This window comes from uncultured Campylobacter sp., assembly GCF_938018035.1.
Taxonomy (GTDB): Bacteria; Campylobacterota; Campylobacteria; order Campylobacterales; family Campylobacteraceae; genus Campylobacter_B.
Genome location: NZ_CALIJF010000318.1, coordinates 1 through 24,647, shown reverse-complemented (window position 1 = coordinate 24,647; position 24,647 = coordinate 1). Strand labels below are relative to the sequence as shown.

23 protein-coding genes and 1 pseudogene are annotated in these 24,647 nt (G+C 45.0%); 4 read left to right on the top strand and 20 right to left on the bottom strand.

Annotated features, from left to right (window positions below; genetic code table 11):
• Positions 1 to 629 precede the first annotated feature (629 nt).
• The 14 genes from Q0257_RS09630 to Q0257_RS09565 all read right to left on the bottom strand — a co-directional run bounded on the left by Q0257_RS09630 (position 630) and on the right by Q0257_RS09565 (position 15,779).
• A complete protein-coding gene (locus Q0257_RS09630; RefSeq protein ID WP_298024420.1) occupies positions 630 to 974 on the bottom strand; it encodes a hypothetical protein in 345 nt (114 codons plus the stop codon).
• Positions 964 to 3,045 (bottom strand): heavy metal translocating P-type ATPase, encoded by a 2,082-nt coding sequence (locus tag Q0257_RS09625; RefSeq protein WP_298024418.1) that lies wholly within the window; start codon positions 3,043 to 3,045, stop codon positions 964 to 966. The genes Q0257_RS09630 and Q0257_RS09625 overlap by 11 nt, the downstream gene beginning before the upstream one ends.
• Before the next feature lie 3 nt (positions 3,046 to 3,048).
• Complete coding sequence (locus Q0257_RS09620) at positions 3,049 to 3,543, bottom strand: hypothetical protein (protein ID WP_298024416.1); 495 nt, start codon at positions 3,541 to 3,543, stop codon at positions 3,049 to 3,051.
• Complete coding sequence (locus tag Q0257_RS09615; protein ID WP_177386687.1) at positions 3,536 to 3,838, bottom strand: Cys/Met metabolism pyridoxal-phosphate-dependent enzyme; 303 nt, start codon at positions 3,836 to 3,838, stop codon at positions 3,536 to 3,538. Before Q0257_RS09615 ends, Q0257_RS09620 begins: the two co-directional genes overlap by 8 nt.
• 8 nt (positions 3,839 to 3,846) lie before the next feature.
• Positions 3,847 to 4,338, bottom strand: a complete 492-nt coding sequence (locus Q0257_RS09610) for a hypothetical protein (protein ID WP_298024415.1) — start codon at positions 4,336 to 4,338, stop codon at positions 3,847 to 3,849.
• A gap of 95 nt (positions 4,339 to 4,433) precedes the next feature.
• Positions 4,434 to 5,045, bottom strand: a complete 612-nt coding sequence (locus tag Q0257_RS09605) for a hypothetical protein (protein ID WP_298024413.1) — start codon at positions 5,043 to 5,045, stop codon at positions 4,434 to 4,436.
• Entirely contained in the window at positions 5,042 to 5,359 is a 318-nt protein-coding gene (locus Q0257_RS09600; RefSeq protein ID WP_040304047.1) for an HMA2 domain-containing protein, read from the bottom strand. The genes Q0257_RS09605 and Q0257_RS09600 overlap by 4 nt, the downstream gene beginning before the upstream one ends.
• A gap of 65 nt (positions 5,360 to 5,424) precedes the next feature.
• Positions 5,425 to 5,952, bottom strand: a complete 528-nt coding sequence (mog, locus tag Q0257_RS09595) for a molybdopterin adenylyltransferase (RefSeq protein WP_297894536.1) — start codon at positions 5,950 to 5,952, stop codon at positions 5,425 to 5,427.
• Between the two features lie 36 nt (positions 5,953 to 5,988).
• Positions 5,989 to 7,776, bottom strand: coding sequence for an AAA family ATPase (locus tag Q0257_RS09590; protein ID WP_298024411.1), 1,788 nt, complete (start codon positions 7,774 to 7,776; stop codon positions 5,989 to 5,991).
• Positions 7,745 to 8,977: a tRNA (N(6)-L-threonylcarbamoyladenosine(37)-C(2))-methylthiotransferase MtaB gene (mtaB, locus tag Q0257_RS09585; protein WP_298024409.1), complete on the bottom strand. Its 1,233-nt coding sequence runs from the start codon at positions 8,975 to 8,977 to the stop codon at positions 7,745 to 7,747. The genes Q0257_RS09590 and mtaB overlap by 32 nt, the downstream gene beginning before the upstream one ends.
• Entirely contained in the window at positions 8,974 to 10,683 is a 1,710-nt protein-coding gene (locus Q0257_RS09580; protein ID WP_298024407.1) for a mechanosensitive ion channel family protein, read from the bottom strand. The genes mtaB and Q0257_RS09580 overlap by 4 nt, the downstream gene beginning before the upstream one ends.
• A complete protein-coding gene (aroB, locus tag Q0257_RS09575) occupies positions 10,680 to 11,711 on the bottom strand; it encodes a 3-dehydroquinate synthase (protein WP_298024405.1) in 1,032 nt (343 codons plus the stop codon). Before aroB ends, Q0257_RS09580 begins: the two co-directional genes overlap by 4 nt.
• A gap of 43 nt (positions 11,712 to 11,754) precedes the next feature.
• On the bottom strand, positions 11,755 to 13,173 hold the full coding sequence (locus Q0257_RS09570) for a TrkA C-terminal domain-containing protein (RefSeq protein WP_298024404.1): 1,419 nt from the start codon (positions 13,171 to 13,173) through the stop codon (positions 11,755 to 11,757).
• Positions 13,174 to 13,463: 290 nt separating this feature from the next.
• Positions 13,464 to 15,779, bottom strand: a complete 2,316-nt coding sequence (locus tag Q0257_RS09565; protein WP_298024422.1) for a TonB-dependent receptor — start codon at positions 15,777 to 15,779, stop codon at positions 13,464 to 13,466.
• Positions 15,780 to 16,005: 226 nt separating this feature from the next.
• Here Q0257_RS09565 and Q0257_RS09560 point away from each other — a divergent pair, with 226 nt between their 5' ends.
• The 3 genes from Q0257_RS09560 to Q0257_RS09550 all read left to right on the top strand — a co-directional run bounded on the left by Q0257_RS09560 (position 16,006) and on the right by Q0257_RS09550 (position 18,229).
• Positions 16,006 to 16,830 carry a YihY family inner membrane protein gene (locus tag Q0257_RS09560; protein ID WP_298024402.1) on the top strand — a complete coding sequence of 275 codons (825 nt, stop codon included), beginning with the start codon at positions 16,006 to 16,008 and terminating at the stop codon, positions 16,828 to 16,830.
• Between the two features lie 256 nt (positions 16,831 to 17,086).
• On the top strand, positions 17,087 to 17,494 hold the full coding sequence (locus tag Q0257_RS09555; RefSeq protein WP_298024400.1) for a hypothetical protein: 408 nt from the start codon (positions 17,087 to 17,089) through the stop codon (positions 17,492 to 17,494).
• A 252-nt stretch (positions 17,495 to 17,746) separates the two neighbouring features.
• A complete protein-coding gene (locus Q0257_RS09550; protein ID WP_298024398.1) occupies positions 17,747 to 18,229 on the top strand; it encodes a hypothetical protein in 483 nt (160 codons plus the stop codon).
• A 72-nt stretch (positions 18,230 to 18,301) separates the two neighbouring features.
• On the opposite strand, the pseudogene Q0257_RS09545 reads toward Q0257_RS09550, so the two are convergent.
• The 6 genes and pseudogenes from Q0257_RS09545 to Q0257_RS09520 form a co-directional block, all read right to left on the bottom strand.
• A pseudogene (locus tag Q0257_RS09545) lies at positions 18,302 to 18,538 on the bottom strand (hypothetical protein).
• A gap of 238 nt (positions 18,539 to 18,776) precedes the next feature.
• Complete coding sequence (locus tag Q0257_RS09540) at positions 18,777 to 19,532, bottom strand: septal ring lytic transglycosylase RlpA family protein (protein ID WP_298024397.1); 756 nt, start codon at positions 19,530 to 19,532, stop codon at positions 18,777 to 18,779.
• Between the two features lie 13 nt (positions 19,533 to 19,545).
• Positions 19,546 to 20,544, bottom strand: a complete 999-nt coding sequence (locus Q0257_RS09535; RefSeq protein WP_291936754.1) for a lytic transglycosylase domain-containing protein — start codon at positions 20,542 to 20,544, stop codon at positions 19,546 to 19,548.
• Entirely contained in the window at positions 20,541 to 21,338 is a 798-nt protein-coding gene (locus Q0257_RS09530; RefSeq protein ID WP_298024396.1) for a TatD family hydrolase, read from the bottom strand. Before Q0257_RS09530 ends, Q0257_RS09535 begins: the two co-directional genes overlap by 4 nt.
• Positions 21,339 to 21,463: 125 nt before the next feature.
• Positions 21,464 to 22,987 carry an AAA family ATPase gene (locus tag Q0257_RS09525; protein WP_298024395.1) on the bottom strand — a complete coding sequence of 508 codons (1,524 nt, stop codon included), beginning with the start codon at positions 22,985 to 22,987 and terminating at the stop codon, positions 21,464 to 21,466.
• On the bottom strand, positions 22,981 to 23,856 hold the full coding sequence (locus Q0257_RS09520; RefSeq protein ID WP_298024394.1) for an NAD(+) kinase: 876 nt from the start codon (positions 23,854 to 23,856) through the stop codon (positions 22,981 to 22,983). Before Q0257_RS09520 ends, Q0257_RS09525 begins: the two co-directional genes overlap by 7 nt.
• A gap of 83 nt (positions 23,857 to 23,939) precedes the next feature.
• Between Q0257_RS09520 and Q0257_RS09515 the strand changes: the two genes are divergently transcribed.
• A partial coding sequence (locus tag Q0257_RS09515; protein WP_298024393.1) for an amino acid--tRNA ligase-related protein occupies positions 23,940 to 24,647 on the top strand: 708 nt, incomplete at its 3' end.

Sequence of the window (24,647 nt, the reverse complement as noted above, 5' to 3'; positions counted from 1 at the left end):
GAAAACGGATAACAAGAAAGTGAAGAAAATAATAATGGAACATGGCGTAACTGGTATAAAAATGGTCAACTAAAGAGCGAGCGCGATAGCAATAAAACATCACGTACCTGGTATGAAAATGGCCAGCAAGAGAGCTAGGAAAGTAGCAACGGAATTTTATGCAATTGGTATGAAAATGGATACATAAAAATGGCGTCGAAAAAGTATAATAACGGAAGTGAAGAGATGGAATGCAATGAGGACAGAACGTTAAAGCGCATAAGAATATTGAGTGATGATAAAACTGAATATATTAGTATATATAGTAGAGAAGAAATTCAAGAGGTTATAAAAGCAATTGGGGTCAAGGAAAAGGATTTATGCAAAATAAATCCTTTTAGACAGTAAAGTCGCGAAGCGTTACGCTTTTAAAATTTTACGTGCGGCGCGATCTTGCACCGCACTACGCCATTTGCTACGAGGCGTCGCTCTTGAGTGTACTGTGGCGTGTTTTCGGAGTGATCTGCGTTGCGCTCGTTTTGTTAAATTTTGTAGTCTTACTTCTCGCCCGATGTCTTAGAGCGGGTGGATTTACTTTTGCCGTCCTAGACACCGACCAGAATAACTACAATGCGTGTTCTATTCTAAAGTTAGGCGCTTTTGCGCGTGCGAGGCTTTCTTTTTGTAGGAGTACTTTTTGCAGATGTGCTTTTGCCGTCCGACAGATTTTCCAAAGCTAAATTTGCTACGGATCTCTTTCTGCCCCTGCTCTTTGCTTTTCTATTTTGCAAAAACTCGCTGTATGGCGAGCCGTAAAGGCTAGCGTGCCAAATCGCGCTTGCCAGCATCACTGCACCCGAAACTTTATGTAGCTGCGACATGCGCGAGTTCATATTCAGCGCGGTTAAAGCTGTGATGCCCATACTCACTCCGAGCGCCGTTTTAGCCACTTTGCGCTGAAAGTTTAGATCCAAAATTTTATCTTCAATGCTCAAATTTTACCCCTTTAATGGAATTTAGTAGCAGCCCAATCGTCGTACCATTATGCAGCAGCGCCGTAGCTACGGGACTTAGCGCGCCGAAGGTCGCCAAAAATAAAATGATCGAATTTATCCCCACGGTGGCGTTGAAATTTCGATTTACGAGCCGCAGCGTGTCGTTGGCCAGCGCCTTTACCTGCGCGACACCCTCGATATCGTTTTTCAAAAGCCCGATCTGAGCGGAAGCCTTGGCGATCTCAGCGCCGTTTAGCATGCTGATGCCGATGTCCGCCTTCATCAGGCTCGGCGCATCGTTTATGCCGTCGCCCACGAAGACCACCTTTCGCCCCTCGGCTTTGAGTTGCTCTAAGATTTCGGTCTTTTGCGTCGGCAGCAGCTCGCCGTAATAGCGATCTACGCCGAGTTTTTTGGCTACGGCGCGGGCTTTTGAGCTCACGTCGCCGCTTAACATGACGATCTGCTCTGCACCCAACTCGCGGAGCCTAGCGATAACGGCGCGGGCGTTTGCGCGCACCTCGTCTCTAAGCCCGATGAGCCCCAAAAGTCTGCCGTCAAATGCGATGTAAAGCAGCGCGAGCCCCTTTTGCATCGCAAGATCGATGGTCTCTTCGTGCGCCGCAAACGAGATCATCTCGTCATCCTCCAGGAAGTGGCGCGAGCCGATGATGAGCTTTTTGCCCTCAATACTGGTCTTTACGCCGTGAGCGACGACGAATTCCACCTCGTCGTGGTGTTTGTGGATAAAGCCGTGCTTTTTGGCCGCATCCACGATCGCCTCGGCTACGGGGTGAAAGTAATGCTCCTCGGCGCTCGCGGTTAAATTTAAAATATCGTTTTTGCTAAAGCGCTCGTCAAACGATATGATCTCGGCGACCTCCAGGTTGCCGTACGTAAGCGTGCCCGTCTTATCGAATACGAAGGTGTCGGCGCTCGCAAGCGACTCAAGAGCCTTGGCGCCTTTGATCAAAATCCCGTTTTTGCCCGCCTTTGAGATGCTTGATTTAAAAGCAACCGGCGTAGGCAGCTTAAGCGCGCACGAGTAGTCCGCCTGCAGCACCGAAGCTACGCTCATAAAATTTCGATTTATCAGATAGGACACGCCCGCAAGCCCGAAGGTTACCGGCACGAGCTTGTCGGCCAGGTGGGTCGTATGCATGCCAATGCTGGAGCGCTCGTTAAGAGATGCCGTGATGTAGTGCTTTATGCGCTGCGTGGAGGTATTTTCGCCGACGTTTTCCGCCCAGATACGGATCCTGCCCTCCTCTACGATCGTGCCGCTTAGCACGCTATCGCCGCGAGATTTTTTCACCGCGACCGACTCGCCCGTCATATTAGCTTGATTTATCATTGCTTCGCCGCTTACGACGTGTCCGTCCACGGCTATGACATCGCCTGCGCCCACGACCACGATGTCGCCTACTTTTAGCTTAGAAGTTGCGATTTTGACCTCAGTCTTTTTGCCGTTTTGATCTATCTCGACCCACGCCTCGGCGATGTCCGGGCGGGCGAGCTCGCGGATTAAATCGTCGCTTTTATAAACGGTGCTCTCCTCCATATATTCGCCAAGAGCAAGCATAGCGTTGGTGCTATTTGCGGCAAAGATATCTCCGCGCGCGAGCGAAATCCCCACAGCGGCAGCCTCCAAACCCTTTGAAGTAAGTCCATGACGAAAGCTTTCTTTAATGCCCTCTTTTAAGATAGGCACGCACGCTACGATGCTAAATGCGCGCGCTAAAGGCGAAGTGCGAAAGATTAAATTTCCCCCCAACGCAAGAAGCGCTAAGATAAATTCGTTTTTGCTCGGTAAATTTTTATGGCTAGCGGGGATAATTGATTTTAGCTCGCTTAAATTCAAAACTTCAAGTTGCCTTAGAATTCCCGCCTTATCTACACCCGCGTCAAGCTTAAGGATCAAAGAGCCGATTTTAGCGTTAAATCTAGCTTCCGTTACGCCCTCAAGCCTCGCAGCTGCTTTTCGTAGTGCGCTCGCATCGATATCTCTAAAACCGACGATCTTTAGCCGTAGTCTAGTTTTAGTCTCATGTAAAATTTTAAAATTTTGCATCGACTACTCTTGCATCTCTGCCTTGGCGTCTTCGAATCGCTCCTTCATCTCTTCGATGCCCATCTGAAACATCTCGGTACCCTTTGCGATGAGCTTAAAAAGCTTTTTTTGCGCGTTTTCGTCGGTGAGAAAATAGGTCGCTGCGGCCCCCAGAACGATGCCTGTGATAAATGAGTTGCTACCGAATAAGCCGTTCGCGTTTTGCCTGCTACCCAGGGAATTAAAAATTCCACCGAAAGTGGAATTTTGCGAGCTTTGAGTAGAATTTACGTCGCTTGAGCTTTGAGCGGCGGAATCTTTACTATCCGAGTTATTGCTGGAAGCAGAGCTATTAAAAGGCGTAGAATTTACCCGCTCGTTTATCCATTTAGCCCAACCGCCGAGCTTTTCGTCACCGGCAAAGCTACCCGCAGAGCCGCTAGCATATTTGTTGTCACCAAAATCGTAATCGTCTAGAATTTCTTTCAAATCTTTTTTTGTGATATACGGATTACTCATTGCCTACCTTAAGAATAAAATTTCTACCCGCAATGAGCGCGCCTACGCATACTGCGACGCCTGCCGCTGCGCGTAGATACTCGCCTTGTACGAGCTTATTTGCGCTGTAAATCGCGCCGCCGCCGATGATACCGCCGCTTAGCGCAATATCCAGCGCATCTCGAATCGCTTTAGATTTGCTTTTGCCTTCTTTTGCTTTAACGAGCTCTACGGCGCAACCGCCGATCGCCCCCGCTATAGCGCCGCTTAAAACGTGATCCAGCGGCGAACGCTGTGTCGTAAGTGATCTATTCATTTAGGCCTCTATTTTTCTGATTTATCGTCTGCGGACGTAAATTTAGCCGAAGAATTATCGTCCATTTTTACGATCTGCGGGATATTAAGCGGAGTAGTAGATGCTGCGGATGTCTCACCTGCCGGTGTTGCGCCAGTCTTAGCGCTCGCAGTGGATTTTTTAGTTCTTTTAAATCCAGGTTTTGGTCCCGGTTTTTTTCTAGTTTTTTTTGCAGTGCTAACCTCAGTGCTAGCGCTACTTGTCGCAGCTTTTTTACTACCAGACTTTCTTTTGCTTTTTACAGCTTCGGCGACATCGTCTAAGCCTTCTTTGGCTTCCGCAAAAATTTCTTTTGATTTTTTGCTTAATTTTTCCGCTCCGCCTTTGACGCTATTTTTTAGCTCCTCGACGCTTTTGCTACTTACGATTTTATTCGCACCTTCTTTGATTTTATCTCGATTGTTATAAGCGTAAACCGCCGCGCAACCAAGCGCAAAACCTGCTAGAAATGGGATCGGCATTTCATTCTCCTTGTGTTAAGATTATAAAGTCATTTTATCAACTTTACATAGATTTTGATATTATAGCGACTTTTTTAGATTTTTGCAATCCTAATTTAATTTTTCTGTAAAATTCCTTTAATTAAATTAGAAAATGCGCTATTTAAGATATTTTGCAAATCGTATTTTTGAAATATCCGCTCTAATCCATGCGGATTTTTTAAAATTTCATTTAATAAATCAGTGAAATTCAAAGAATTTAAATCAGCCTCGTATTTAGAATTTAATTCTTTTAAAATCGGCAAAATTTCATTATACGAAACCGCCTGTGCCTTATACAGCAGCTCTTTAAATTCCGCGTTCTTGCACGAATTAATTAGATCGTCATAAAACATCATAGAGCTTTTTTCTATCAAAAGCGCCGAAGCCAAAAACTCATTCATACCTTTTGCAGCCAGTGCCTCACTGCTATTTTCAGGAGGCATAGCGCCAAGCTCGCAAGAATTAGCAAAGTCTAGCATCCGCTCAAGTAATCCAGCTCGTAAAGATAGAATTTCTCCTAACTTTTTATCTTGAAATTTAACTGCGCCCAGCGAATAAAACTGTAAAATTTGTGCCTCTTTTTCGAGCAAAAGAGCGATATTTGTAATTTGAGCCTCATTTAAATTCCGAGATTTATTAGAAATTCTACGCGATTTTTTGGTGCTACGCAATGCTTCTTCGTTCAAGAAATCGCCTCGATATTAGAATTTACAAGCGCTACTAGCTCAGGCGAACTGATGCCGCTTAAAAACTGCTCCCAAAGGTGCATCGGAAAAATATTTTCGTCGTAATGAATCGTCAGCGAGCCAATTAGGGAGTTAAATTTATACTCTTTTATCCCGCGAATTGCAGCTATTTTAGCCTTCAGGCTCTCCTCGCTCACGCTATCTCGCAACTCCCTAATTTTGGGACTTACGCGGATACGGATACGACCTTTGCTGTGGCTGATTTTGCTAAAATACTTATGAAATTCCAAAATATCGTTGTGATTTATTTTCATATTTTTCCTTAAATTTGCACCCAAATAATATCATAAATCATTTAATTCCTGCTAAATTTTGCGAATTATTTGCGTTTAGGGCGAAATATTTTTATCTTATTTTCATCCGCTGTTATGTAATTCCCTCCCATTAGATCAATACAATACGGCACGGCAGGAAATACCGGCAGAAGGCACTCTTTAATCGCTTTTGGATTGCCCGGTAAGTTTATAATCAGAGATTTTTTGCGGATCGCTGCTATCTGGCGAGATAAAATTGCCGTAGGCACGATCTTTTGGCTTTCTGCGCGCATTAATTCGCCAAAGCCTGGCATTAATTTCTCACTTACCGCTTCGGTCGCTTCAGGCGTTACATCGCGCGGAGCAGGACCCGTGCCACCAGTGGTTAGCACCAAATCACAACCCGCTTCATCGCAAAGATAAATCAGCTTATCTTTGATCAGCTCTAGCTCATCTGGAACTATTTCATAAAAATACTCTTTCTCGCAAGTTAGCCAATCATCCATCACGGCAATTATTTCTTTGCCTCCTAAATCCTCGTAAACGCCACCGCTAGCGCGATCACTTATCGTTAAAACACCTATTTTTACCATTTTCCTCTCCTTTATTAGAATTTTAAATTTTAAAATTTAATCGAAATTTAGCGTGCCGTCTTGCGGCTTTTCTTCAGAGCTTTCGCTATCTTTTTCCGGCTTTTGTAAATCTTGCTCTTGCGCAGCAGCGCCGTCCTGTTCGGCAACAGCGGGATCGCATATGCTTTGCACCCCCTCAAAAGTTATGAACTCATAGACGAAAATTTGCTTTGAAATTTGATTTAGCTTATCCTGCATCGTGCGGATTATCTCGCTTATCTCGTCGTAGCAATCTTGCAAAATTTTATTCACGCTCTGCGCGCTAGGGGTAAAACTATCGCCCATCGCGAGCTCGAAAACCATCTTTTGCGCCAGCGCGATAGCCTGCTTTACGTCGCTAGCAGAATTTGAAAAAGCGTCGTTTTTATGGATCTGTAGCGCCGCCATGCCGCTTAACAGCACTTTGATTTGATTTAAAATTTGCGTTTTGGATTCGATCTCGAAATCCTCGTTTAAAAATTTATCGTTTAAAAGCTCGATCTTTTCGAAATCAAACGAATACCAATACGCGCTAAGCGCCTTTGCACCCTGATAAAACGCCTGGATCTCCTTTTCGTATTCGGTTAGAATTCTACTTTTTTGCACGCCGTAAAAGACCCTCATCCGCACGTTTTCAAAATCGCTAAGCTCGATCGTATCGCTGCCGCGTTTAAGAGCGTTGATCGCGGCTTCATTTACTAGCGTCGCTACCCCTGCGCCGCTAAAGCCCACGCAGAGGCGACTTACTTTGTTGATATTAGCGCTGCATCTTTTACCCTCGAGGTAAATTTTTAAAATTTCGATGCGGTCTTTGTAGTTCGGAAGGCCGATGAAAACGCGCCTATCAAAGCGCCCCGAGCGCAGAAGCGCATCGTCGATCAAATTTATTTTATTGGTTGCGCCGATTACCATCACGCCGCTATTTTCCTCAAATCCGTCCATCTCGGTCAGCAGCTGATTTAGCGTCGCTTCTCGCTCATCGTTGCGCCCGATGCCGCGCTTGCCGCCGACCGCGTCGATCTCGTCGATAAAAATAATCGCGGGCGCGCAGGATTTGGCTTTCGCAAACAGCTCGCGAACCCGCCTAGCGCCGACGCCCACAAAGACCTCGGCGAAACTTGCGCCGCTTTGGTAAAAAAACGGCACGTCCGCCTCGCCGGCTACGGCTTTTGCAATTAGCGTTTTACCGACGCCGGGCTCGCCGATCATTAAAATTCCTTTCGGCAGCTTTATACCGAAATTTCGGTATTTTGCGGGATTTTTTAAAAAATCCACGATCTCTATGAGTTCGTCCTTTACCTCGCTGATGCCCGCGACGTCGCTAAATCTCACGTCGCTAACGCTTGGCGAAAGATCGCCGAGCTCCGCATTTGCACCGCCGCCTTGACGCGCAGCGCCTACGCCGTCCATCCTGCGGCGTCTAGCCAAAACGGTTTCAAAATAATATACAAAGAGAAAAAATGCGAACGTAAAAATCACCAAAATCGCGCTGATACCGCCGCTTCCGCTATCTTCTTCCTTCGTAATCAAAGCGTGATTAGAAAGTTCTTTTAAATTAACGATATCGGTTAAAATTTTATAGCGTTTGCCGTCGTAAACGAAGCTTAACGTGCCGTCCTCGATATGCGCGCGTTTGATCTGATCTGCGCGGACTAGCTCGCTAAATTCGCGCTCGGTGATGTATCGCGAATCGTCTTTAAAATAAACGATCGAGAGCAAAACGATAAGCAGCACTAAAAAAATCAGAATTATATTTAGCTTGCTTTTTTTGATTTTATGCAAAATTTCCATCAAATTTAACCTCATAATCTCTTATCTCCATCCATTTTTTCGACAAATCCTCATCGCTTTTGATCCAAATTTTATCATAAAATTGATCATATCCTTCATAAAACTCTCCGTTTTTCCGCTCGATCAGCACATTTAGCGGTACCTTGTGCGAAAGGCGAAATTTATAATTATTCAGCGCCGTTATGTTCTGCAGCATCTTTAGCCGCGCCTTCGCCGTTTTGCCGTCTATGCGGCCTTTTAGCGACGCCGAAGCGGTCCCTTGCCGCGGCGAAAAGATAAAGGCGTGCAGATGCGTGAGCGGAAATTTTTTGAAATTTTCTAACGCTTCGAGCCAAAGCTCTTCGCTCTCGCCCGGATGCGCGACGATAAAGTCCGTCCCCAGCGCAAACCCGCGCTCCGCAAGCTCGCAAAAAAGCTCCAAATCCCTTAGCGCGGAATTTCGGCGACGCATTATGTTAAGCATCTTTTGCGAAGTGTGCTGAAGCGCGATGTGCAGATGCCGCTCCAGCCACGGCTCGGATAAAATTTCGCGAAAGCTCTCATCGATCTGCGAGGGCTCGATACTGCCTAGGCGAATGCGGCGAATTCCGCGGATCGCGCCCAACTTTTGAAGCAACGCACCGAGGCTCGTACCCACGGCTTTGCCGTAGCTTCCGATATTGGTGCCGGTTAGCACGATCTCGCCAAAACCGTTTGCGGCAAGGCTCGCCGCCTCTTTTAAGATCGCGTCTTCAGAGCTACTGCGCGAGCGGCCGCGCACGGATGGAATTATGCAGTAGCTACAGTTAAAATCGCACCCTTCCTGAATTTTAATAAAGGCCTTGGTGTGATCCTCGTAGTCGCTTACCAGATTTTTTTCGACGCCGTCAAGACCTCCGATATCGTAAAATTTCGACTCCGAGCCTAAAAACTCATCGATCTTTTCCTTTTGCGACATCCCAAACACGCCGAAGACCGCGCCGTTTTTATACAGCTCCTCGCCGCGCGATACCGCGCCGCAGCCGGTTAGCAATATCTTTTTGCCGAGGCGGTTCATCTTATTTACGTAGTTTCGCACGTCTGCGTCGGCGCCGTTCGTAACGGTGCAGGAGTTTATCACGACGACGTCCGCGCCCTGCTCGTCGTGCGTGATCTCGCCCGATTTGAGATTACTTTTGATAAGCTGTGTGTCGTAGATATTTGTGCGGCAGCCAAACGTTTTAAAATAAATTTTCAAATTTCGCTCCCGGATCCGCTTCCCCCTGCAAAGCCTGCGCCCTGCGCCGCTGCGTTTAAATTTTGCGAACCTTGCTGCTCGGAGCCAAGATCTTGCGCCATAAAATTTCCGCCTGCCGCCATGTAATTTTTGCCGTTAAAAAGCGTGTATGCAGGATAAGCGATCTTGATGTCGGGCTCGCTTCTTAGCGCATCTAAAATTTCAGCCGAGATGTTGCTGCGAAGCCCGAGCGTCGCGTAAGAGTTCGTCATATACCAAACCGAAATTTCAATGCCGTACGGCTCAAAAAAGCTGAAAATTCTAGGCTCGACGTTTGGATTTTTAATGCTGTATTGCGAGCGCAGCTTGCCCATCTGCTTTTTGGCGATGTCGGTGTAGCCTTTAGAATACTTTCGCACGATGTTTTTTATGAGATACATCGCCTTTTTATGGTTGCTATCAAATGTTAAAAGTATGCTGATGCCGTCCCAGACGGTCTTAAGCCCGCTATGAGTGTAGTTTGAGATAAGATCGGTAAAAATATAATTATTCGGTATGAAAATCACCCTGCCCGCGCGTTTATTTTCTCTCCACGTAGTCATAGTAACGTCCTCAAAAATCGTCATCCTAAGCACCGAAATATCGATGATATCGCCTACGTAGGTCTCGCCGTTTTTATGCACTCTGATACGATCGCCCACGCGAAAGCTGCCGCCAAGCACGATCGTAAGCCAGCCTAAGGAGCTCATAAACATATCTTTCATCGCAATCGCAAGACCGGCAGAAGCAAAGCCTAAAACCGTCACGAAATGCGTCATATTCTCGATGTAAGAAAAGAGCAGTATCAGCGCAATCAGCGTGAAATTTAAAACGTTGATAGCTTTATTTATGATATAAAAATTCTCGTCGTTTTTGATATATTTTTTCGCCACCACTTTGCAGAAAAACGACAGCGCGATGACTACGAGTATCCACACGGCGATGTTTCCCGCGCGCTTGATCTGCGCTTTTATATCGGCGGTCTGCACGGCGATTTGGGAGTTGATCTTTTTTTCGTAAACGTCGTACGTAGTCTGCGCGATCTCGTACGCGGAGCTAAACTCGCTAAGCTCGTAATCTAAGCTTTTAAGCTCCGCCACGGCGCTTGCGTCCGTATCAATCTGCATCAAGCGCTCATATAGCGCCCTTTTTGCTTCAAGTTTATCGATTAAAGCTTTAATATTTTCGATGGCGTTTTTCTGCTCCATCTTTTGAGCTTGCAAATTTCTAATCGTAGAAAAACCGGAAATTATCGAAAAAGGATTTGTAATGCGCGCAGGCTCGGGAGTTTCAGGCATCGCGATGATATCTAAAAACGGAGATTTTTCATACTCTTTTAGCAGTATGAGCTGCTCTTTTACGGCGCGAAGTCTTTTTTGAATCTCTGCGATCTTATCGGTGCCGGCGCTCTTTTTTAGCTCCGCTTCGAGCTGGCTGGATTGCTTTTGTAAATTTTGATAGCCGATGAAATTTGAAAAGCGCGAGATCCAGATATTATTTTTGATCTCATCGTCAATAACACGGATCTGATCTTTTAGCGACGCGGATAGCTTGGAATTTTCATCTTTCTTCTCACTAGCGGCAGAGCTAGCGTTGGATTCTAAGCGCGTGTGCGCGGCGGAGAGCGTAGAATTTGCCTCGCAAAATGCAAGATTAAAAATCAAAAAAATAGCCGCAAGCGCTCTCATTCAAACTCTTTCAGCGCTGCGATTACTTCATCTTTTGCGATCTCTTTGGAAGCGTAGAATTTACCGATGCCGTCGGGCAGGATAAATTTTATCTTGCCGTTTTCGCTCTTTTTATCGAGAAAAAACAGCTCGTAGAATTCTGCCGCATCCTCTACGTGAAATTTTATCGGAAGCGCGAATTTTTGAAGCACTTTACGGATCTGCTCCTCCTGTTCGCCGCTTAGTTTACCGAGACGCCGCGCCAAAGCGTTTGCCATCACCATGCCGATCGCCACAGCCTCGCCGTGCAAAAATTTTTTATAATTAGTAATTTTTTCAATAGCGTGAGCAAAGGTGTGTCCGTAGTTTAACACTGCACGCACGCCGCTTTCGCGCTCGTCACGCTCTACGACGCCCGCTTTAATCTCCACGCAACGAGCGATTACGTGCGAAATTTCATCGGCGCTTTTCAGATCGTGCGTCTCGAAAAATTTAAATAGTTCGACATCAAAGCATACAGCCATCTTTACAGCCTCCGCAACGCCTGCGGCAAACTCCCGCGCAGGAAGCGTCGATAAAAATTTGCTCTCGCAATAAACCGCGCGCGGCTGATAAAATGAGCCGATTAAATTTTTGCCGAAGCGATTATTTACGCCAGTCTTACCGCCGACGCTCGCGTCCACTTGCGCTAGCAAGGTCGTCGGAATATTGATAAAATCGATGCCACGCTCATAAATGCTCGCGCAAAAGCCCGTTATATCGCTAATGACACCACCGCCAAGGGCGATGAGCGTGCTTTTGCGATCAAGCTTGGAACTAAAAAGCTGCTCTAAAATTTGCTCCACGCTCGCGGTATTTTTATACTCCTCGCCGTCTGGGATCGTGATGATAAATTTTTGCTCGCATTTTAACCGCTGCAATAAAAAATCAAGCCACAGCCCGCCTACTTTGGGATTTGTGATGATCGCTACCTTGCCTTTGAGCTTGATCTCTTGCAATTCGTCGATAAAAACGCTGTATTTTTTACCTAAATTAAGATCGATTTTCATACGCTAACCTTTGATTTTTGGGTAATTGTAACATAAATTTCGATTACTTTTCATACCCGTAATCGCTCGGGATAAAAATTTGATGATTTTTGCCGAGTTTAAAATACATCTGATCCAAATCCTGATTGAAAATAGATGTGAGCTTGCGCGCCAAAATTCTATCATTAAATGGCACAAATTGTAGCAGATCTCGCTCGCTGCCTAGCGCTAAAATCGGATTTTGCCGCTCGCAAGGAATCACGAATAAACTCTGCTTAAAAAGCTTCGATAAGCTCACGTAGCTTTGCGCAAACTCGCCCTTTTCGCTCTCGCCGAAAAGATACAAATACACGTCTAGCCCTAGCTGCGAGCTAATGTCAAAGACGATACTTGATTCCTCGCGCAGCCGCTCGCCGGCACTTAGCACGACGCTTTTATACACATCTTTTAGCTCGCCCTCTCCAAGGCTTAACACGGGGATTTCAAGCGCTTTAAGTGCTGCTTTTTTAGCTTCAAAAACTCCGCTTGAGCAAACTACCAAGCCCGCTTTATTTTCGCTCACGTCGCGCTTTAAATTTAATTCGCCCGAGTAATTGATGAGAATTTCAAATTTATCTCGCTCACACAGCGCTTTAAGCTCGCTAAAAGCGTCGTTTAGCAGAGGATTTAAAATTCGCAGATAAATTTTATGATTTCTAATATGTAAATCCAAAAACTCAAGCGCCCTAACCGTCCTAGCTATCTCGTCGCCGCTCATTTTTTTCATATCGATTAGCGCGAAAATATTTAGCCCAAACGGCGATGGAAATTGCCCACTTTGCTTTTTTACTTCAGCAAACACCGCTCGCAGCGCACTAGGCTCACCCACGACTAAGATCGTATCATTCGGATATATCCGCGAGCCGGGCGTCGTTACGATGTAATTATTGTGACGGTAGATCATCGGAATTTGATATTTGGCATTATAAAGCGTGCTGATTTTTTTATACGCGAACGAGCTTCCTACGGGCACTTTTACCTCCATTATCTCTCCGCGCCCAAGCCCGATGTTATCAGCAAAAACGGGGCTATCGGGCAAAAAGCCAATGAAGCGCGAAGAATTTAGCGCAAGGGTATTTACGATTTTTACGTGAGCTTCATTTTTATTATCGCGCAAAAGTCCCCAAAAATCAGCCACGTAAAGTTCTAAATCCGGAGCGAGCGTCTTTAAATTTTCAAGCGTTACTTTAGTGTCAAATTCATCCTCCATTATCACTATGCAGCGGTCAAATTCCTCCCCTACTAGCACCACGCGCAACCGCTCAATGCTAGTAGGATCAAAAATTTCGACCGAAAAATTTGACTCGTTTTCAAGCTCTGAGGGCACGGCATCCGTATTTTTAGCTATGACGCGATATAATCTGATGACATCTTTGATTTTACAAACTTTGGATAAAAAATGGCGCGCAAACTTTCCGCTTGCGATGATTAAAACTTGTTTCATTGCTCTCCGTTTCGTGGTTTTGCAAAGATTATAACCAAAAACGGCTAAATTTCAAACCGAGCGCGGATAAATTTTGCAGGCAAGCCGAGGCACGGCGACCTAAAAATTTAAAGATCGAAATTTTAAAATCAAGGTTTAAAATTCCAAATCCGAGGCTTAAATTTTAAAATGAATTAAAACAAGCCTCGTTAAATTTAGTCTTGCTGCTTAGAGGGATAAAATTTCATAAATTTAAAAGCGGTCGCGGCATCTGCACGCCGCCGAAGTAGAAATTTTAAGCCCGCTAAATTTTAAAATTTCACCTCCGCAGAGAGCATAAAGCTTCTGCTCTCGCCCAGCGTTACGCCGTTTGCCGAGCCTAGCACGCTAGTTACGTTAAGTCCGCCCGCACCGTCGGCGCTAGCAGGATACATTCCCGCCCAGTATTTTTTGTTAAATACGTTATTTACGTTGAAGCGCAGCGTGGTCTTATCGCCCAAAAGATGCTCGCTCGTGTATCTCATTCCAAGATCGGTAACGAAAAAGCTAGGGGTGTGCTGGGTGTTTAGATCGTCCAGATACATCTTGCCGGTGTAGTGGAAATTCGTACTGATCGCAAGTTTATTGGTGCCCGGGATCACGTAATCAAACATCAAATTTGCATTGAGCTTAGGGATGCCGTTTGCGACCTTGCGGTTAGCGCCCGCGATGCTTACGTTATGCATCCTAGGATCGATGTAGGTAAAGCCGCCCAGCACGCTTAAATTTTGCGTAATTCGTCCACCGCTCATAAACTCAAATCCACGGTTGCGCTGCTCTCCGTTTATGCCGTAGATCCCCGTAGAACTATTCAAGTAAGCAATCGGACGACGTATATCAAAATACGCCACGCTAAAATCAATCATATCGGCTACGCGGATCTTAGCGCCGATCTCGTGCTGCTTGGAGCGATACGGCGACGTAGAGACGACCTCGCCGTTATGCGGACCGCTCTTATAAACATAGGTAGAGCCCTGCTGCAAGCTATCTGCATAGGTGTAGTAGATGCTAGCGTCCTCTACCGGATGAAAGATAAAGCTAGCCGCCCAGCTATAGCCCGAATCGCTATAGGCTTTGACAAGTCTTTGCTGGCGGGCATTGTAGGATTCCTGCCTCATCCACGCCTTAGATGCACTTAACATCACGTCAAATTTATCGTTTATCGTGATATCGTCTAGCACCGAGACGTTATACATATCCAAAACCGCGTAGTGATATAGCCCGCTTCCGCGCCTAGCGCCGGTGTAATTTAGAATTTTAGGATCGTAGATATTGCCGATGGTAGGCGAGGTGTAGTTGGTGCTTGCGATCTTATATCTATCCTGCGTCCAATGGTATCCGTTGGTCTGTACGCTGAAATCATGTTCGATATCGCCTGTATCAAACTGCGTGTTTGCCTTAAGATAGCCGCTTGGCAGATCGAATCTATATGCCGCCGTAGCACCGCCGCTGTGTTGAGTATAATAATCACCCGGCTGCGTCCATTTCGCATTCGGATTACTTTTACATATGCCCGGTCTATCTTTAAACGGCAAAGCAGCGTAATTGGCGCAATCAAACCCTTCGGGAAGCAAATAGTTTACGACGCCGTGAGTATCACGATCGGCACGCTGAAACTGAAAGCCGCCCTCTAAATACCATTTATCGGTAGGCGTAAATTTAAATTTTGCGCTTGCGGTAGTGGTTTTTAGATGCATGCCTCCAAAGCTCTGACCAAGACCGCGCTCTGAGGAGTCCACCGCTTTTGGAAGCGTAATTCCATCCGTGATCTTACCGTTTATTACGCCGAGGGCAAACTGCCCCGCAAAGCCCTTGGTATTGTGCTCATAATAGCTAGCCGCGGTTTCGAACGTTAGATCGCCCGTCGGATAAAATTCCATCGTGACGCTGGCTAGGCGGCGCTGCAAATTTGAGCCCTTCGGCTGTCTGTCGCCGTTTGATCCGTAAAATACCGCGCGGTAGCCGAATTTTTCAAATTTATCGGATAGATCAAGACCAAGACCTAGGTTGCTTCGCGACATATAATCGCTCCAGATGATGTATTGATCTTTTACCGGGCGCTTGCGCGTGTAGCTGAAAATCCCGACCGGATTTTGCGCGCCGTAGAGCGAGCCCGCGACGCCGTTTTGCACCTGAAAGCTCTCAAACATCGCCATCGGAATCGCCGTCGTCGAAATCGTATAAAAGCCGTCCCAGAAGCTGTTGCCTACGACGCTACCCTCAAAGCCGCGTGTCTGCGGGCGTCCGACCGTAGCGCCGCCGCGCATCTGAATCTGCGCGGAGGGGAAGTATTTGATCGCCTCCTCGTAGCCGGTAACGCCTTGGTGATTTATGATTTCCTTGCTGATCGTGTTGATCTGATAGGGAAGATCCAAAGCGCGCTTGCCCGCAAGCAGGCCTTGTTGCACGTTTTTGCTCAAAAAGCCCTCGTCGATGCCGCTCTCGCTGATATTATCGCCGACGGAATTTACCTCGATTACACCCATATTCTGCGATTTTTCAGGCGCAGAATTACCGCCATTTTGCGCTGCAGCCAAACTACCGCATAGTAGGCACATACATGCCGCTAATGAAATTTTAAATTTCATCGTTTTCCTTCGTTCCATTATTTTCCCTTCGTTATGGATATATTTAATATTATTTTTTAGCATATTAGAAAAATTTTCCTAAATTTAGACTAAATTCGAGATATAAATTTATATATTTGTAGTCGCATTTTTTAGCTTTAAATTTCATAGACGATATACCGCGATACAAAAGAAAAATTGCGCAAATTTATATGAAATTCTAAAATTTTAATGTAAAATCGCCCGTATGAAAAAACTAATACTGGCGCTTATGCAAGTGCAAAACCGACTTAAAAATTTCTTCCGCCTCTACGATACCGAGCTCATGCACCATGCATCAAGCCTTAGCTTTCACACGATTCTGGCGCTACTGCCGGTGCTGATGGTCTCGCTTAGCGTTTTTATGCAGCTGCCAAGCTTTAAAGGCTACTACGACAAGATTATGGGCTTTATCTTTTCAAACTTCCTGCCCGCAAATCAAGCGAGCATGGCGCACTACATCGAGGAATTTATGGCAAACGGGCTAAGCCTTGGCGTAACGGGCTTTTGCGCAGTGTTAGTTACGTCGGTGCTGTTTTTCGGGGACTTTGAAGCGATTATCGCGCGCATTTCGCATTCGCCCGAGCGAAGCTTTTTTAAGAGCCTAAGCACCTACTGGACGCTGATGACGCTCGCTCCTGTGGGGCTTGGAGCATCGTTTTATATCAGCGGCGAGCTTCAGGAGCTACTAAATAAAACCGAGTTTACAAGCTGGATAAATTTGCTTAAAATTCTACCCTACTTAATCGTTTGGGGGATCTTTGCGATTACTTATGCTACGGCGATCAACCGCGAGATCCGCGCAAAAGCGGTGCTTGCCTCATCGCTCGTAGCATCGATTTTATGGTGGCTTTCAAGACTGGTTTTTGCGCAATACGTCTTTTATAACAAAACCTATCTTAGCATCTACGGCTCGTTTTCGGTCGCGCTATTTTTCTTTCTGTGGATCTACATAAGCTGGATTTTCTACCTATACGGCGTGAAATTCTGCGTATTTTTGGACGCTAAATTTAAAAGAGGTGGCGAGCTATAAAGCGCTTGAATTTCTGTGCAAGGCTGCGTTTTTCTATGCTTTTTGGATTAAAGCGCATTTTCTGCATGGGCTAGAAATTTAAATCGAAATTTTAAAATTCTATCGAAAACGAGCGGGAAGTTTGTCTTTGAATAATCGGCATATGCATAGAAATATAATTTTAAAAATTTATGAGGTACGGCAAGGCTAAAATTTTAATCCCTCGCAAAGCGCTGTTAAGGTAAAATCATGCGCGATTTTAAAGAAGGAAAATATTATGAAAGACTACGAGAAAGAGCCGATAATCATAGAAAACGACTACTTTTTTAGGCTTACTATATCAAATAAAATCATGTGCGTGCTTATATTCTTGTCTTTTGTCTTGCTATATTTAACGCCGGAGCTGGATCCGCATAAAGAAATGATGAGAAGGGCGTCATTAACGCTAGGGATTTTCGGAATTTTATTTAGTATTTTTTGGGAGATAAAAATAGCCTATCAAGAATTTTACAATAAGTTTTTTACAAAATTTTATGATGATAAAATTTCATTCAACCATATAGACGAACATATGAAATTTAAAACCGAAATTTTGCAAAAAGATGATCTTGTATCGGTAACTTGGGCGTTGATACCATACAATGAGCAAGACGTAAATATATGGATCAAAGATATAAAAAAATAGGAGAAAGAGAATGGTTAGGTATTTGGTAAGTCCAATATTCTTTTTAATCACTATGCTACATCATTTCATTTTTTGGCGCTCAATGGATTTAAATTTAAAAAGTATATATTGTATAGGTTTAAATCGGGCATTATTGCAGTGCCGAATAATAAATTGTTGAGCAACAAAGACGTTAAATTTGAGCTTTCGTCTTTGTTCGGTCTGTATACAAGCGATCTAATTTAAATTATAGAATTTCTTAAGGAGGGCCAGATGGCGTTTGTTGCAGAATATATTTCTAAAGTTGATTTGGAAAGATACAATGTTGCAAATATTATAAATAATTGTTGTCTAAAATATGGCTCAATAGTCTATGATGATTACTACCTAGATAAGCTGGATTGGGTTATAGATAGACAAAGAGATGCCTGGTTTATGTTTGTTTGCAGAGTGCCTTTGCCAGACCCAAGAGATGGCCTTACGGGAGAAGTTATTTGGCTACTGCATTATAGAGGTAAAAATATCGAGCTTGATATAAGGCGAATTTATGATAAGACTACAAGTAAATATTTCACGGAAAATCCATTTAAAATCAAATATAAATTCCAAAGCGTAAATTCTGACATTGGAGATATTTCAATGGATGAAATTTATGAAATTTTAAATGAAGCATTATTGGAATACGGAGATGATGGTATCGATGGCAGAAAATTTTTACCAAAAGATCATGAAGCCGTAACTTTTCTGCACGATTAAAATTCAAAGAATCGATGAGCTGCGTTTAAATACATCTGATATTTCACTATCAAATTTAAATTTTCTACTGCGCTATAAAACGCCCCACTCTCTTTTATATTCGTTTTTATCTCATCGGATGTTTTTTCTCCCTTATCGACCTTGATAAGATCGATTATATCTTGCTCCTTTGCAAACATACCCTCTATCGCGTGGTTGCATATGAATAGATCTGTTTTGCTCGTATTGTTCTACGCTCAGCTCGTCTTTATATTTTTCAAGTATAGCCAAACTCTTTTCTAAACTATAAACTTCCGGATATTTTTGCATGCTTTATCCCCTAGCAATATAAAATTTTATCAGCCGCGGCGTCCTATTAAAAAACAAAGCTCAAGCAGGCAGGCGCACTTTTCTGCTACGAATAGCTTGCAAGTAGTTTCGCACTTCGCCGCAGCTAAAGCAGATAACTATTAGATGACGAGAAATTTTACTGCAAGTAGCTCACAAATAAATTCAACAAAGCCTATATCAAGCAAAAAACGAAGGTAAAAGCCGTCAAATAAAACTGCTACTCCCTTACGATGAAAGCTCCAGTAAACTTGCCATTATGCGCGAAATCTCTCGCCTCATCCTCGCTTTTAAATCCACTTAAAAAGACGCGATAAATCGGCGCGCCATCTATGCTAAATTCTTTGACGATCGCAGGATATCCCGCCGTGCCGTGGTAATCGCGCTGATAAACTTGTGCGCCGCTTCTGTTTCTAAACGCACCGATTTGCACCATAAAATTTCCGCCGACGATGGTCGCTTTCGGCGAGCCTTTGGCGATAGTATGCCCATAAAAGCCCACTACTTCGAGTTTTACCGGCGCCGTACCTTTGGCAAATACGCCTACTAAATTAGCAGCTGTTTTGCTAAGATCGATGATGCGACCATCCACGAATGGACCGCGATCGTTGATGCGTACGGTTGCGGTAGCGCCGGTGTCGCGATTAACGACCTTTACCATAGTATTCATTGGATAGGTTTTGTGCGCGGCAGTCATGCCGTTCATATCGTAAATTTCGCCGTTTGAGGTGTATTTGCCATGAAAATTCGGCCCATACCAGCTGGCGATCCCGATCTGGGTATCGCCGACGCTTACTTGCTCTGGATAGTAGGTTTTGCCGTTGATTTTATAAGGGCGCATGGTGGCGGGAGAGTTTTTGCCGATCTTGCTCGCACCGCTCGCAGACGATCTAGACGACGGTGCGGTGCGAAACGAGCAACCGGCAAGAATCAGCGCAAAAAGCGCACTAAAAAGAGCGATTTTCTGGTACGACACCTACGATCCGATCTTATTTGTTGAATTTTATATTATTTAGCGCTATTTCGTTTTTGTCTTTGAGGCTAAGCTCGTTCGCCAAACCTGCTAACACACGTCCTGGCTTGCGCTGTTTCAGACGTGGTTCATACGCTTGAAACGCGCCTTGATTTACGACAAATTCTGCATATTTGCTTTGTGGGATATAAAAGAAGTACTTGCCGTTAAGCGGCGAAATTCCGTTTTTAATATGCGCGTTGTAATCCTGCATCTGCGACGGCGAAATTCCGATCTGTTTTGCAACCGCGCTTAGCTTTGTGCCTGGAGCTACTGCGATACGCTTTAGCCCCCACGGCTCGCTTTCAAAAAGCAGGATTTTACGCATATTTTCATTTTGAGCGATGTAAGCGTATTTAATAATGCGCTTGATAAAATTCTTAGTCTCATTAGGAAGTGCGGGACTTTTTAGCAAGCGATCCAGATCATCGCTGCCAGTAGCTGCAATCGCATTTTTAAGCTTTTGATCGCCACAATTATACGCCATTAGCGCTAAATACCACTTGCCAAAATTTTGCTTCAGATGCAAAATATACGAAAACGCAGCATCCGTAGAGGCTGCGGGATCGCGACGCTCATCTACGGCGCTATCTACTCTAAGACCGAAATTTTTCGCGGTCGCCGGCATCAGCTGCCACATACCACCTGCGCTAGCGCCCGAAGTTACGGTGTTTTTAAGATGAGATTCTACCATTGCCAAATACAATAAGAATTCCGGAGCTTCGATGTTATCGACCTCGGATTTGACTAAGTAGGCATTGTGCGACTGCGAAGTCACGATATGCTTAAACTGCTTGCGATCGCTTGCATTGATCGCACGGAATATGCCCGCAACTACGTTTTTGCTCGATTCGTTATTTTCGATGCCGAATTGATTTAAAATATAGTCGTGATTTGCGCGCATCAGACCGGGCTGGCTCGCAAACGCTTCGCCCATTAAAAGCAGGGCTAGCAGTATAAATTTTATGGCTTTCATATTTCTCCTTTGATTTTATCGCCAAAAAGCCTACAGGCGTTTTGAGTCGTTATTGCTTCAACCTCTTCTACGCTTAGGCTTAAAATTTCCGCGACTTTTTCTACCACGAGTCTCGTAAATGCAGGCTCATTGCGCTCGCCGCGATGCGGATGTGGGGTCAGATAGGGCGCATCCGTCTCGATTAAAAGGCGCTCTTGCGGAATTTGCGGTAAGATTTCAGCTAAGTTTTTTGCATTTTTGAATGTCAAAACTCCGCCGATACCGAAGTAAAATCCGTATTCGCTAAGACCTAGCAAAAGCTTGCTGGCATTAAAGCAGTGTAAAACACCGCCGCATAAATCGCCGGCGCGATCTTTTAGAATTCCAAAGCTATCTTCGTTTGCTTCTCGGATATGGACTATAAGTGGTTTTTGAAGTTGTGCTGCTAGATCGATTTGTGAGATGAAAGCGTCTTTTTGGCGGGAGATTTCTAAGGCTTTGGTTTCCTTGCTCTCTTGCTGCTTAAGTCTGAAGTAATCAAGCCCGCATTCGCCAACGCCCACGCATTTGGGATCGTCAGCATACCGCTTCAGCACCTCCATATCGAAAGAATCTATCTCGTATGGATGCACTCCTACGGCAAAATACACATTATCCCATGCATGCGAAATTTTACATGCCTTATCTAGGTCTGCTACATCGGCACCGGGAATGATGATGCTGCGCACGCCTGCAATCGTGGCGCGCTCAATCACCGCGCCCAAATCGGCGTCGAAACTAGCATCGTCTAAATGGCAATGTGTATCTATAATCATAAAACTCACTTGATAAAATTTTTCGAAGCGGATTTTACGTCGTTTTGCAAAATCACACTTAAATTTAAATTAAACGCGGTATTGTAGCAAAAAATTTCAGATTTAAACTTAAGCTTAAAATTCCTTCAGCTTTGTCTTAGCTTTTTAGCGAATTCCAGGGCTTCTGCAGTAATAGTCTCGCCGCTTATCATACGAGCTAGCTCTGTTATTTTCTCATTTTCGCTTAATAATCTCACGCTAGATTTGCCGTTCGTTTTACTTACTAAAAAGTGTGACGCAGCCTTGGAACTAAGCTGCGGCTGGTGCGAGATCGCAAAAATTTGATAAAATTTTGAAATTTTTACCAGCACGTTAGCGATACTCATCGCCTCTTTTCCGCTTAAATTTGAATCAATCTCGTCTAAAATCAAAATTCCCTCGCCGTTATTTGTAAGCTCCAAGCTTGCCGCGATGAAAGCAAGGCGTAGGCGGTTCGTTTCGCCTGAGCTTAAATTTTTAAATTCCGTCTTGCACAAGCTGACGCAAATTTCGTCTGTGCCGCACTCACTAAGCGCCGTAGGCTTAAAACTAAGCTCCACTCCGTCCATATAAAGCTGCTTTAGATAGGAATTTATCAGATCCTCGAGCCGTTTTTTAGTGCCCTTGCGAGCCTCGCTAATTTTTTCGGCAAGGGTAGCGGTGCTTTCGCTAAGGCGTTTAAATTCCGCTTGCAGCTTGGTTTTTTCAAAGCTTAACTGCTCGTAATGCTCAAGCTCTTTCTTGCGCGCTTCAAGCGTAGCTAAAGCCTCTTCTACGCTTCCGTAGCGCCTATTTAGCGCGCTAAGAGCTTCGATGCGATCTAAAATTTTCTCTATGTCGATGTTTTCTAGCTCGTCTAAGCTCAAGCTTTCTTGCTTTAGCCGCAGCTCGTTCATTGCATCCTCAAAAAACGCGCTATCCAGCCCGCTGAGGCTTAGCGCTTCGATGACGCTGCGTTCTAGCTCAAAAACGCCCTGCGCCCTAGCCCAAAGTTCCTCAATCTTATCTTTTTTACTAAGCTTTTTTTTGATCTGCAAAAGCTCCTCATATTCACCGATCTTAGGCGATACGCGCTCGATTTTTTCAATCTCGAAGCGAGCGAATTCCTTTAACTCCTCGATCTTGCGCTCTTGATCCAAAATTTCATCCAGCTGCTTTTTTGTGCGGCTAAATTCCACAAAAGCGCTTTGAAGCTCCGATAGGCTTTGCGCGTGTGCCGCATCTTTTTTCGCGGCGATAAAATCAAGTAATTTTAGCAAGCTATCGCTACTCATTTCGCCGGCGTTTTTCGCGCCTAAAAATTTCACGTATTCGCCGGCGATCGTGCTTAGATTTTTTTTCGAGACTGATTGAGAATTTATAAAATATCGCAAGCTACGCTCTTTTAGGACGCGAAAGGTATTTGGCGTATCGTTTATCAAGCCGAAATTTTCCATATCAAATTGATGTTCTACGTCCGCTTCTATGAGCTCTGCCTCGCATTCTTTAAGCCCGAACACCGCTAAAATAGCGCCTATTAATACCGATTTACCCGCGCCGCTGATACCTGTAAATACGCTAAGTCCCGGGCCAAAACTAAGCTCACTCTCGCAAAAACCTAGATTATTTTTAATATAAATTCTTTCTAGCATCCGCCGTGCCCCCATCTGAGTTTGGCTTTTAAAACGTCGAAATAATCGTAGCTTCTGCGTTTTATTAAATTTGCCTTTGCATGTGAAATTTTAACGCTCACGCCGCTAAATTCTGCCATATCAAAAACGTCTTGTCCATCGATGACGACGCTTACTTCGGAGCTTCCGGCGTTTTTGAAGCTTGCGAGATATTCTTTTGGAAGGATCAAAGGCCGCTGCGTCAGGCTGTGCGAGCAGATCGGCGTGACGCAAAACACGTCGCATAGCGGATAGACGATCGAGCCGTTCGCGCTCATATTGTACGCGGTCGAGCCTACGGCGGAGCTTACGATCACGCCGTCGCCGTAGTAGGTGTTGAAATATTTTCTATTTAAAAACGCGTCGATCTTCGCCATCGAGGAGATGTGGCTGCGGGTGATTACGACGTCGTTAAATGCGGTCTTGCGGACGATTTTACCGCCGCCGTTTTCCAGTATCACTTCGAGTAAAAACGGGCGCTCGATCTCGTATTCGCCACGCAAAAATTCCTTTAAAAATTTTGCGAATTCGCTCGGCTGTACGTCCGTTAAAAACCCGAGAGTGCCTGCGTTGATACCCAAAATAAAAGCGTTTTTGTCGCTTAGCAGCCTCGCAAGCCCGATAAGCGTGCCGTCGCCGCCGAGGCTGATTAAAAAATTGGTCTTTTTTAAAATTTCTGCAAGCGTATGCGACTTAAGGCCGAAAAATTCCGCTCCGTCCTTTTCGAGCAAAAGCTCAATACCTTGCGCTTTTAAAATTTCGCAAATTTGCTCCACGACGGAGCGAATCTCTTCTGATTTTTTGGCTATTAGCCCCGCGAATTTAAGGTTTTTATGAATTTTGTTTTCCATAGTTTTATTTTATAAAAAATTAGCTTTGTAAAAGCAAAATTTAACTATACTTGCGTTTTACAAATAATTTTAAAGGAGTAAATTTGCGAAGTCATTATTGCGCCGATTTGAGTAAAAACGATATCGGCAAAAGTGTAACCGTGTGCGGCTGGGTAAATTCTTACCGCGACCACGGCGGCGTGATTTTTATAGATTTGCGCGACCGAAGCGGACTTTTACAGCTAGTCTGTGATCCCAAAGATAGCCATTCGGCATACAAGGTAGCAAATACCGTGCGAAACGAATTCGTTCTAAAAGCCGTCGGCAAGATCCGCGCTCGCGGCGAGGGGCTGGAAAATCCAAATTTAAAAACCGGCGATATCGAAGTCGTAGTAGAAAGTTTAGAGATCGAAAATCCGAGCAAGCCGCTTCCTTTCGTAATCGGCGATAAAAGCGTCAACGAAGAAACGAAGCTAAAATATCGCTTTTTGGATCTGCGCGCCGAGGGAAGCTTCGATAAATTTAAGATGCGCTCCAAGGCTGCGATCGCCGCGCGAAATGCTCTTGATAGGCTCGGCTTTGTGGAGGTCGAAACGCCGATCTTAACGCGCGCGACGCCTGAAGGCGCTAGGGATTATCTGGTGCCTAGCCGCGTCTATCCGGGCAGCTTCTACGCGCTTCCGCAAAGTCCGCAACTTTTCAAGCAGCTTTTGATGTGCTCGGGCTTTGATAAATACTTCCAGATCGCGCGTTGCTTCCGCGATGAGGACCTGCGCGCCGACCGACAGCCGGAATTTACACAGATCGATATT

Coding starts and splice junctions, on each gene's coding strand:
- Q0257_RS09600 (WP_040304047.1), bottom strand. CDS start 5,359: ATGAAAATAAATCACAACGATATTTTGGAATTTCATAAGTATTTTAGC.
- Q0257_RS09555 (WP_298024400.1), top strand. CDS start 17,087: ATGAAAGACTACGAGAAAGAGCCGATAATCATAGAAAACGACTACTTT.
- Q0257_RS09560 (WP_298024402.1), top strand. CDS start 16,006: ATGAAAAAACTAATACTGGCGCTTATGCAAGTGCAAAACCGACTTAAA.
- Q0257_RS09620 (WP_298024416.1), bottom strand. CDS start 3,543: ATGAGTAATCCGTATATCACAAAAAAAGATTTGAAAGAAATTCTAGAC.
- Q0257_RS09525 (WP_298024395.1), bottom strand. CDS start 22,987: ATGCTAGAAAGAATTTATATTAAAAATAATCTAGGTTTTTGCGAGAGT.
- Q0257_RS09615 (WP_177386687.1), bottom strand. CDS start 3,838: ATGAATAGATCACTTACGACACAGCGTTCGCCGCTGGATCACGTTTTA.
- Q0257_RS09530 (WP_298024396.1), bottom strand. CDS start 21,338: ATGATTATAGATACACATTGCCATTTAGACGATGCTAGTTTCGACGCC.
- Q0257_RS09535 (WP_291936754.1), bottom strand. CDS start 20,544: ATGAAAGCCATAAAATTTATACTGCTAGCCCTGCTTTTAATGGGCGAA.
- mog (WP_297894536.1), bottom strand. CDS start 5,952: ATGGTAAAAATAGGTGTTTTAACGATAAGTGATCGCGCTAGCGGTGGC.
- Q0257_RS09565 (WP_298024422.1), bottom strand. CDS start 15,779: ATGAAATTTAAAATTTCATTAGCGGCATGTATGTGCCTACTATGCGGT.
- Q0257_RS09590 (WP_298024411.1), bottom strand. CDS start 7,776: ATGAGGTTAAATTTGATGGAAATTTTGCATAAAATCAAAAAAAGCAAG.
- Q0257_RS09580 (WP_298024407.1), bottom strand. CDS start 10,683: ATGAGAGCGCTTGCGGCTATTTTTTTGATTTTTAATCTTGCATTTTGC.
- Q0257_RS09610 (WP_298024415.1), bottom strand. CDS start 4,338: ATGCCGATCCCATTTCTAGCAGGTTTTGCGCTTGGTTGCGCGGCGGTT.
- aroB (WP_298024405.1), bottom strand. CDS start 11,711: ATGAAAATCGATCTTAATTTAGGTAAAAAATACAGCGTTTTTATCGAC.
- Q0257_RS09550 (WP_298024398.1), top strand. CDS start 17,747: ATGGCGTTTGTTGCAGAATATATTTCTAAAGTTGATTTGGAAAGATAC.
- Q0257_RS09520 (WP_298024394.1), bottom strand. CDS start 23,856: ATGGAAAACAAAATTCATAAAAACCTTAAATTCGCGGGGCTAATAGCC.
- Q0257_RS09625 (WP_298024418.1), bottom strand. CDS start 3,045: ATGCAAAATTTTAAAATTTTACATGAGACTAAAACTAGACTACGGCTA.
- Q0257_RS09570 (WP_298024404.1), bottom strand. CDS start 13,173: ATGAAACAAGTTTTAATCATCGCAAGCGGAAAGTTTGCGCGCCATTTT.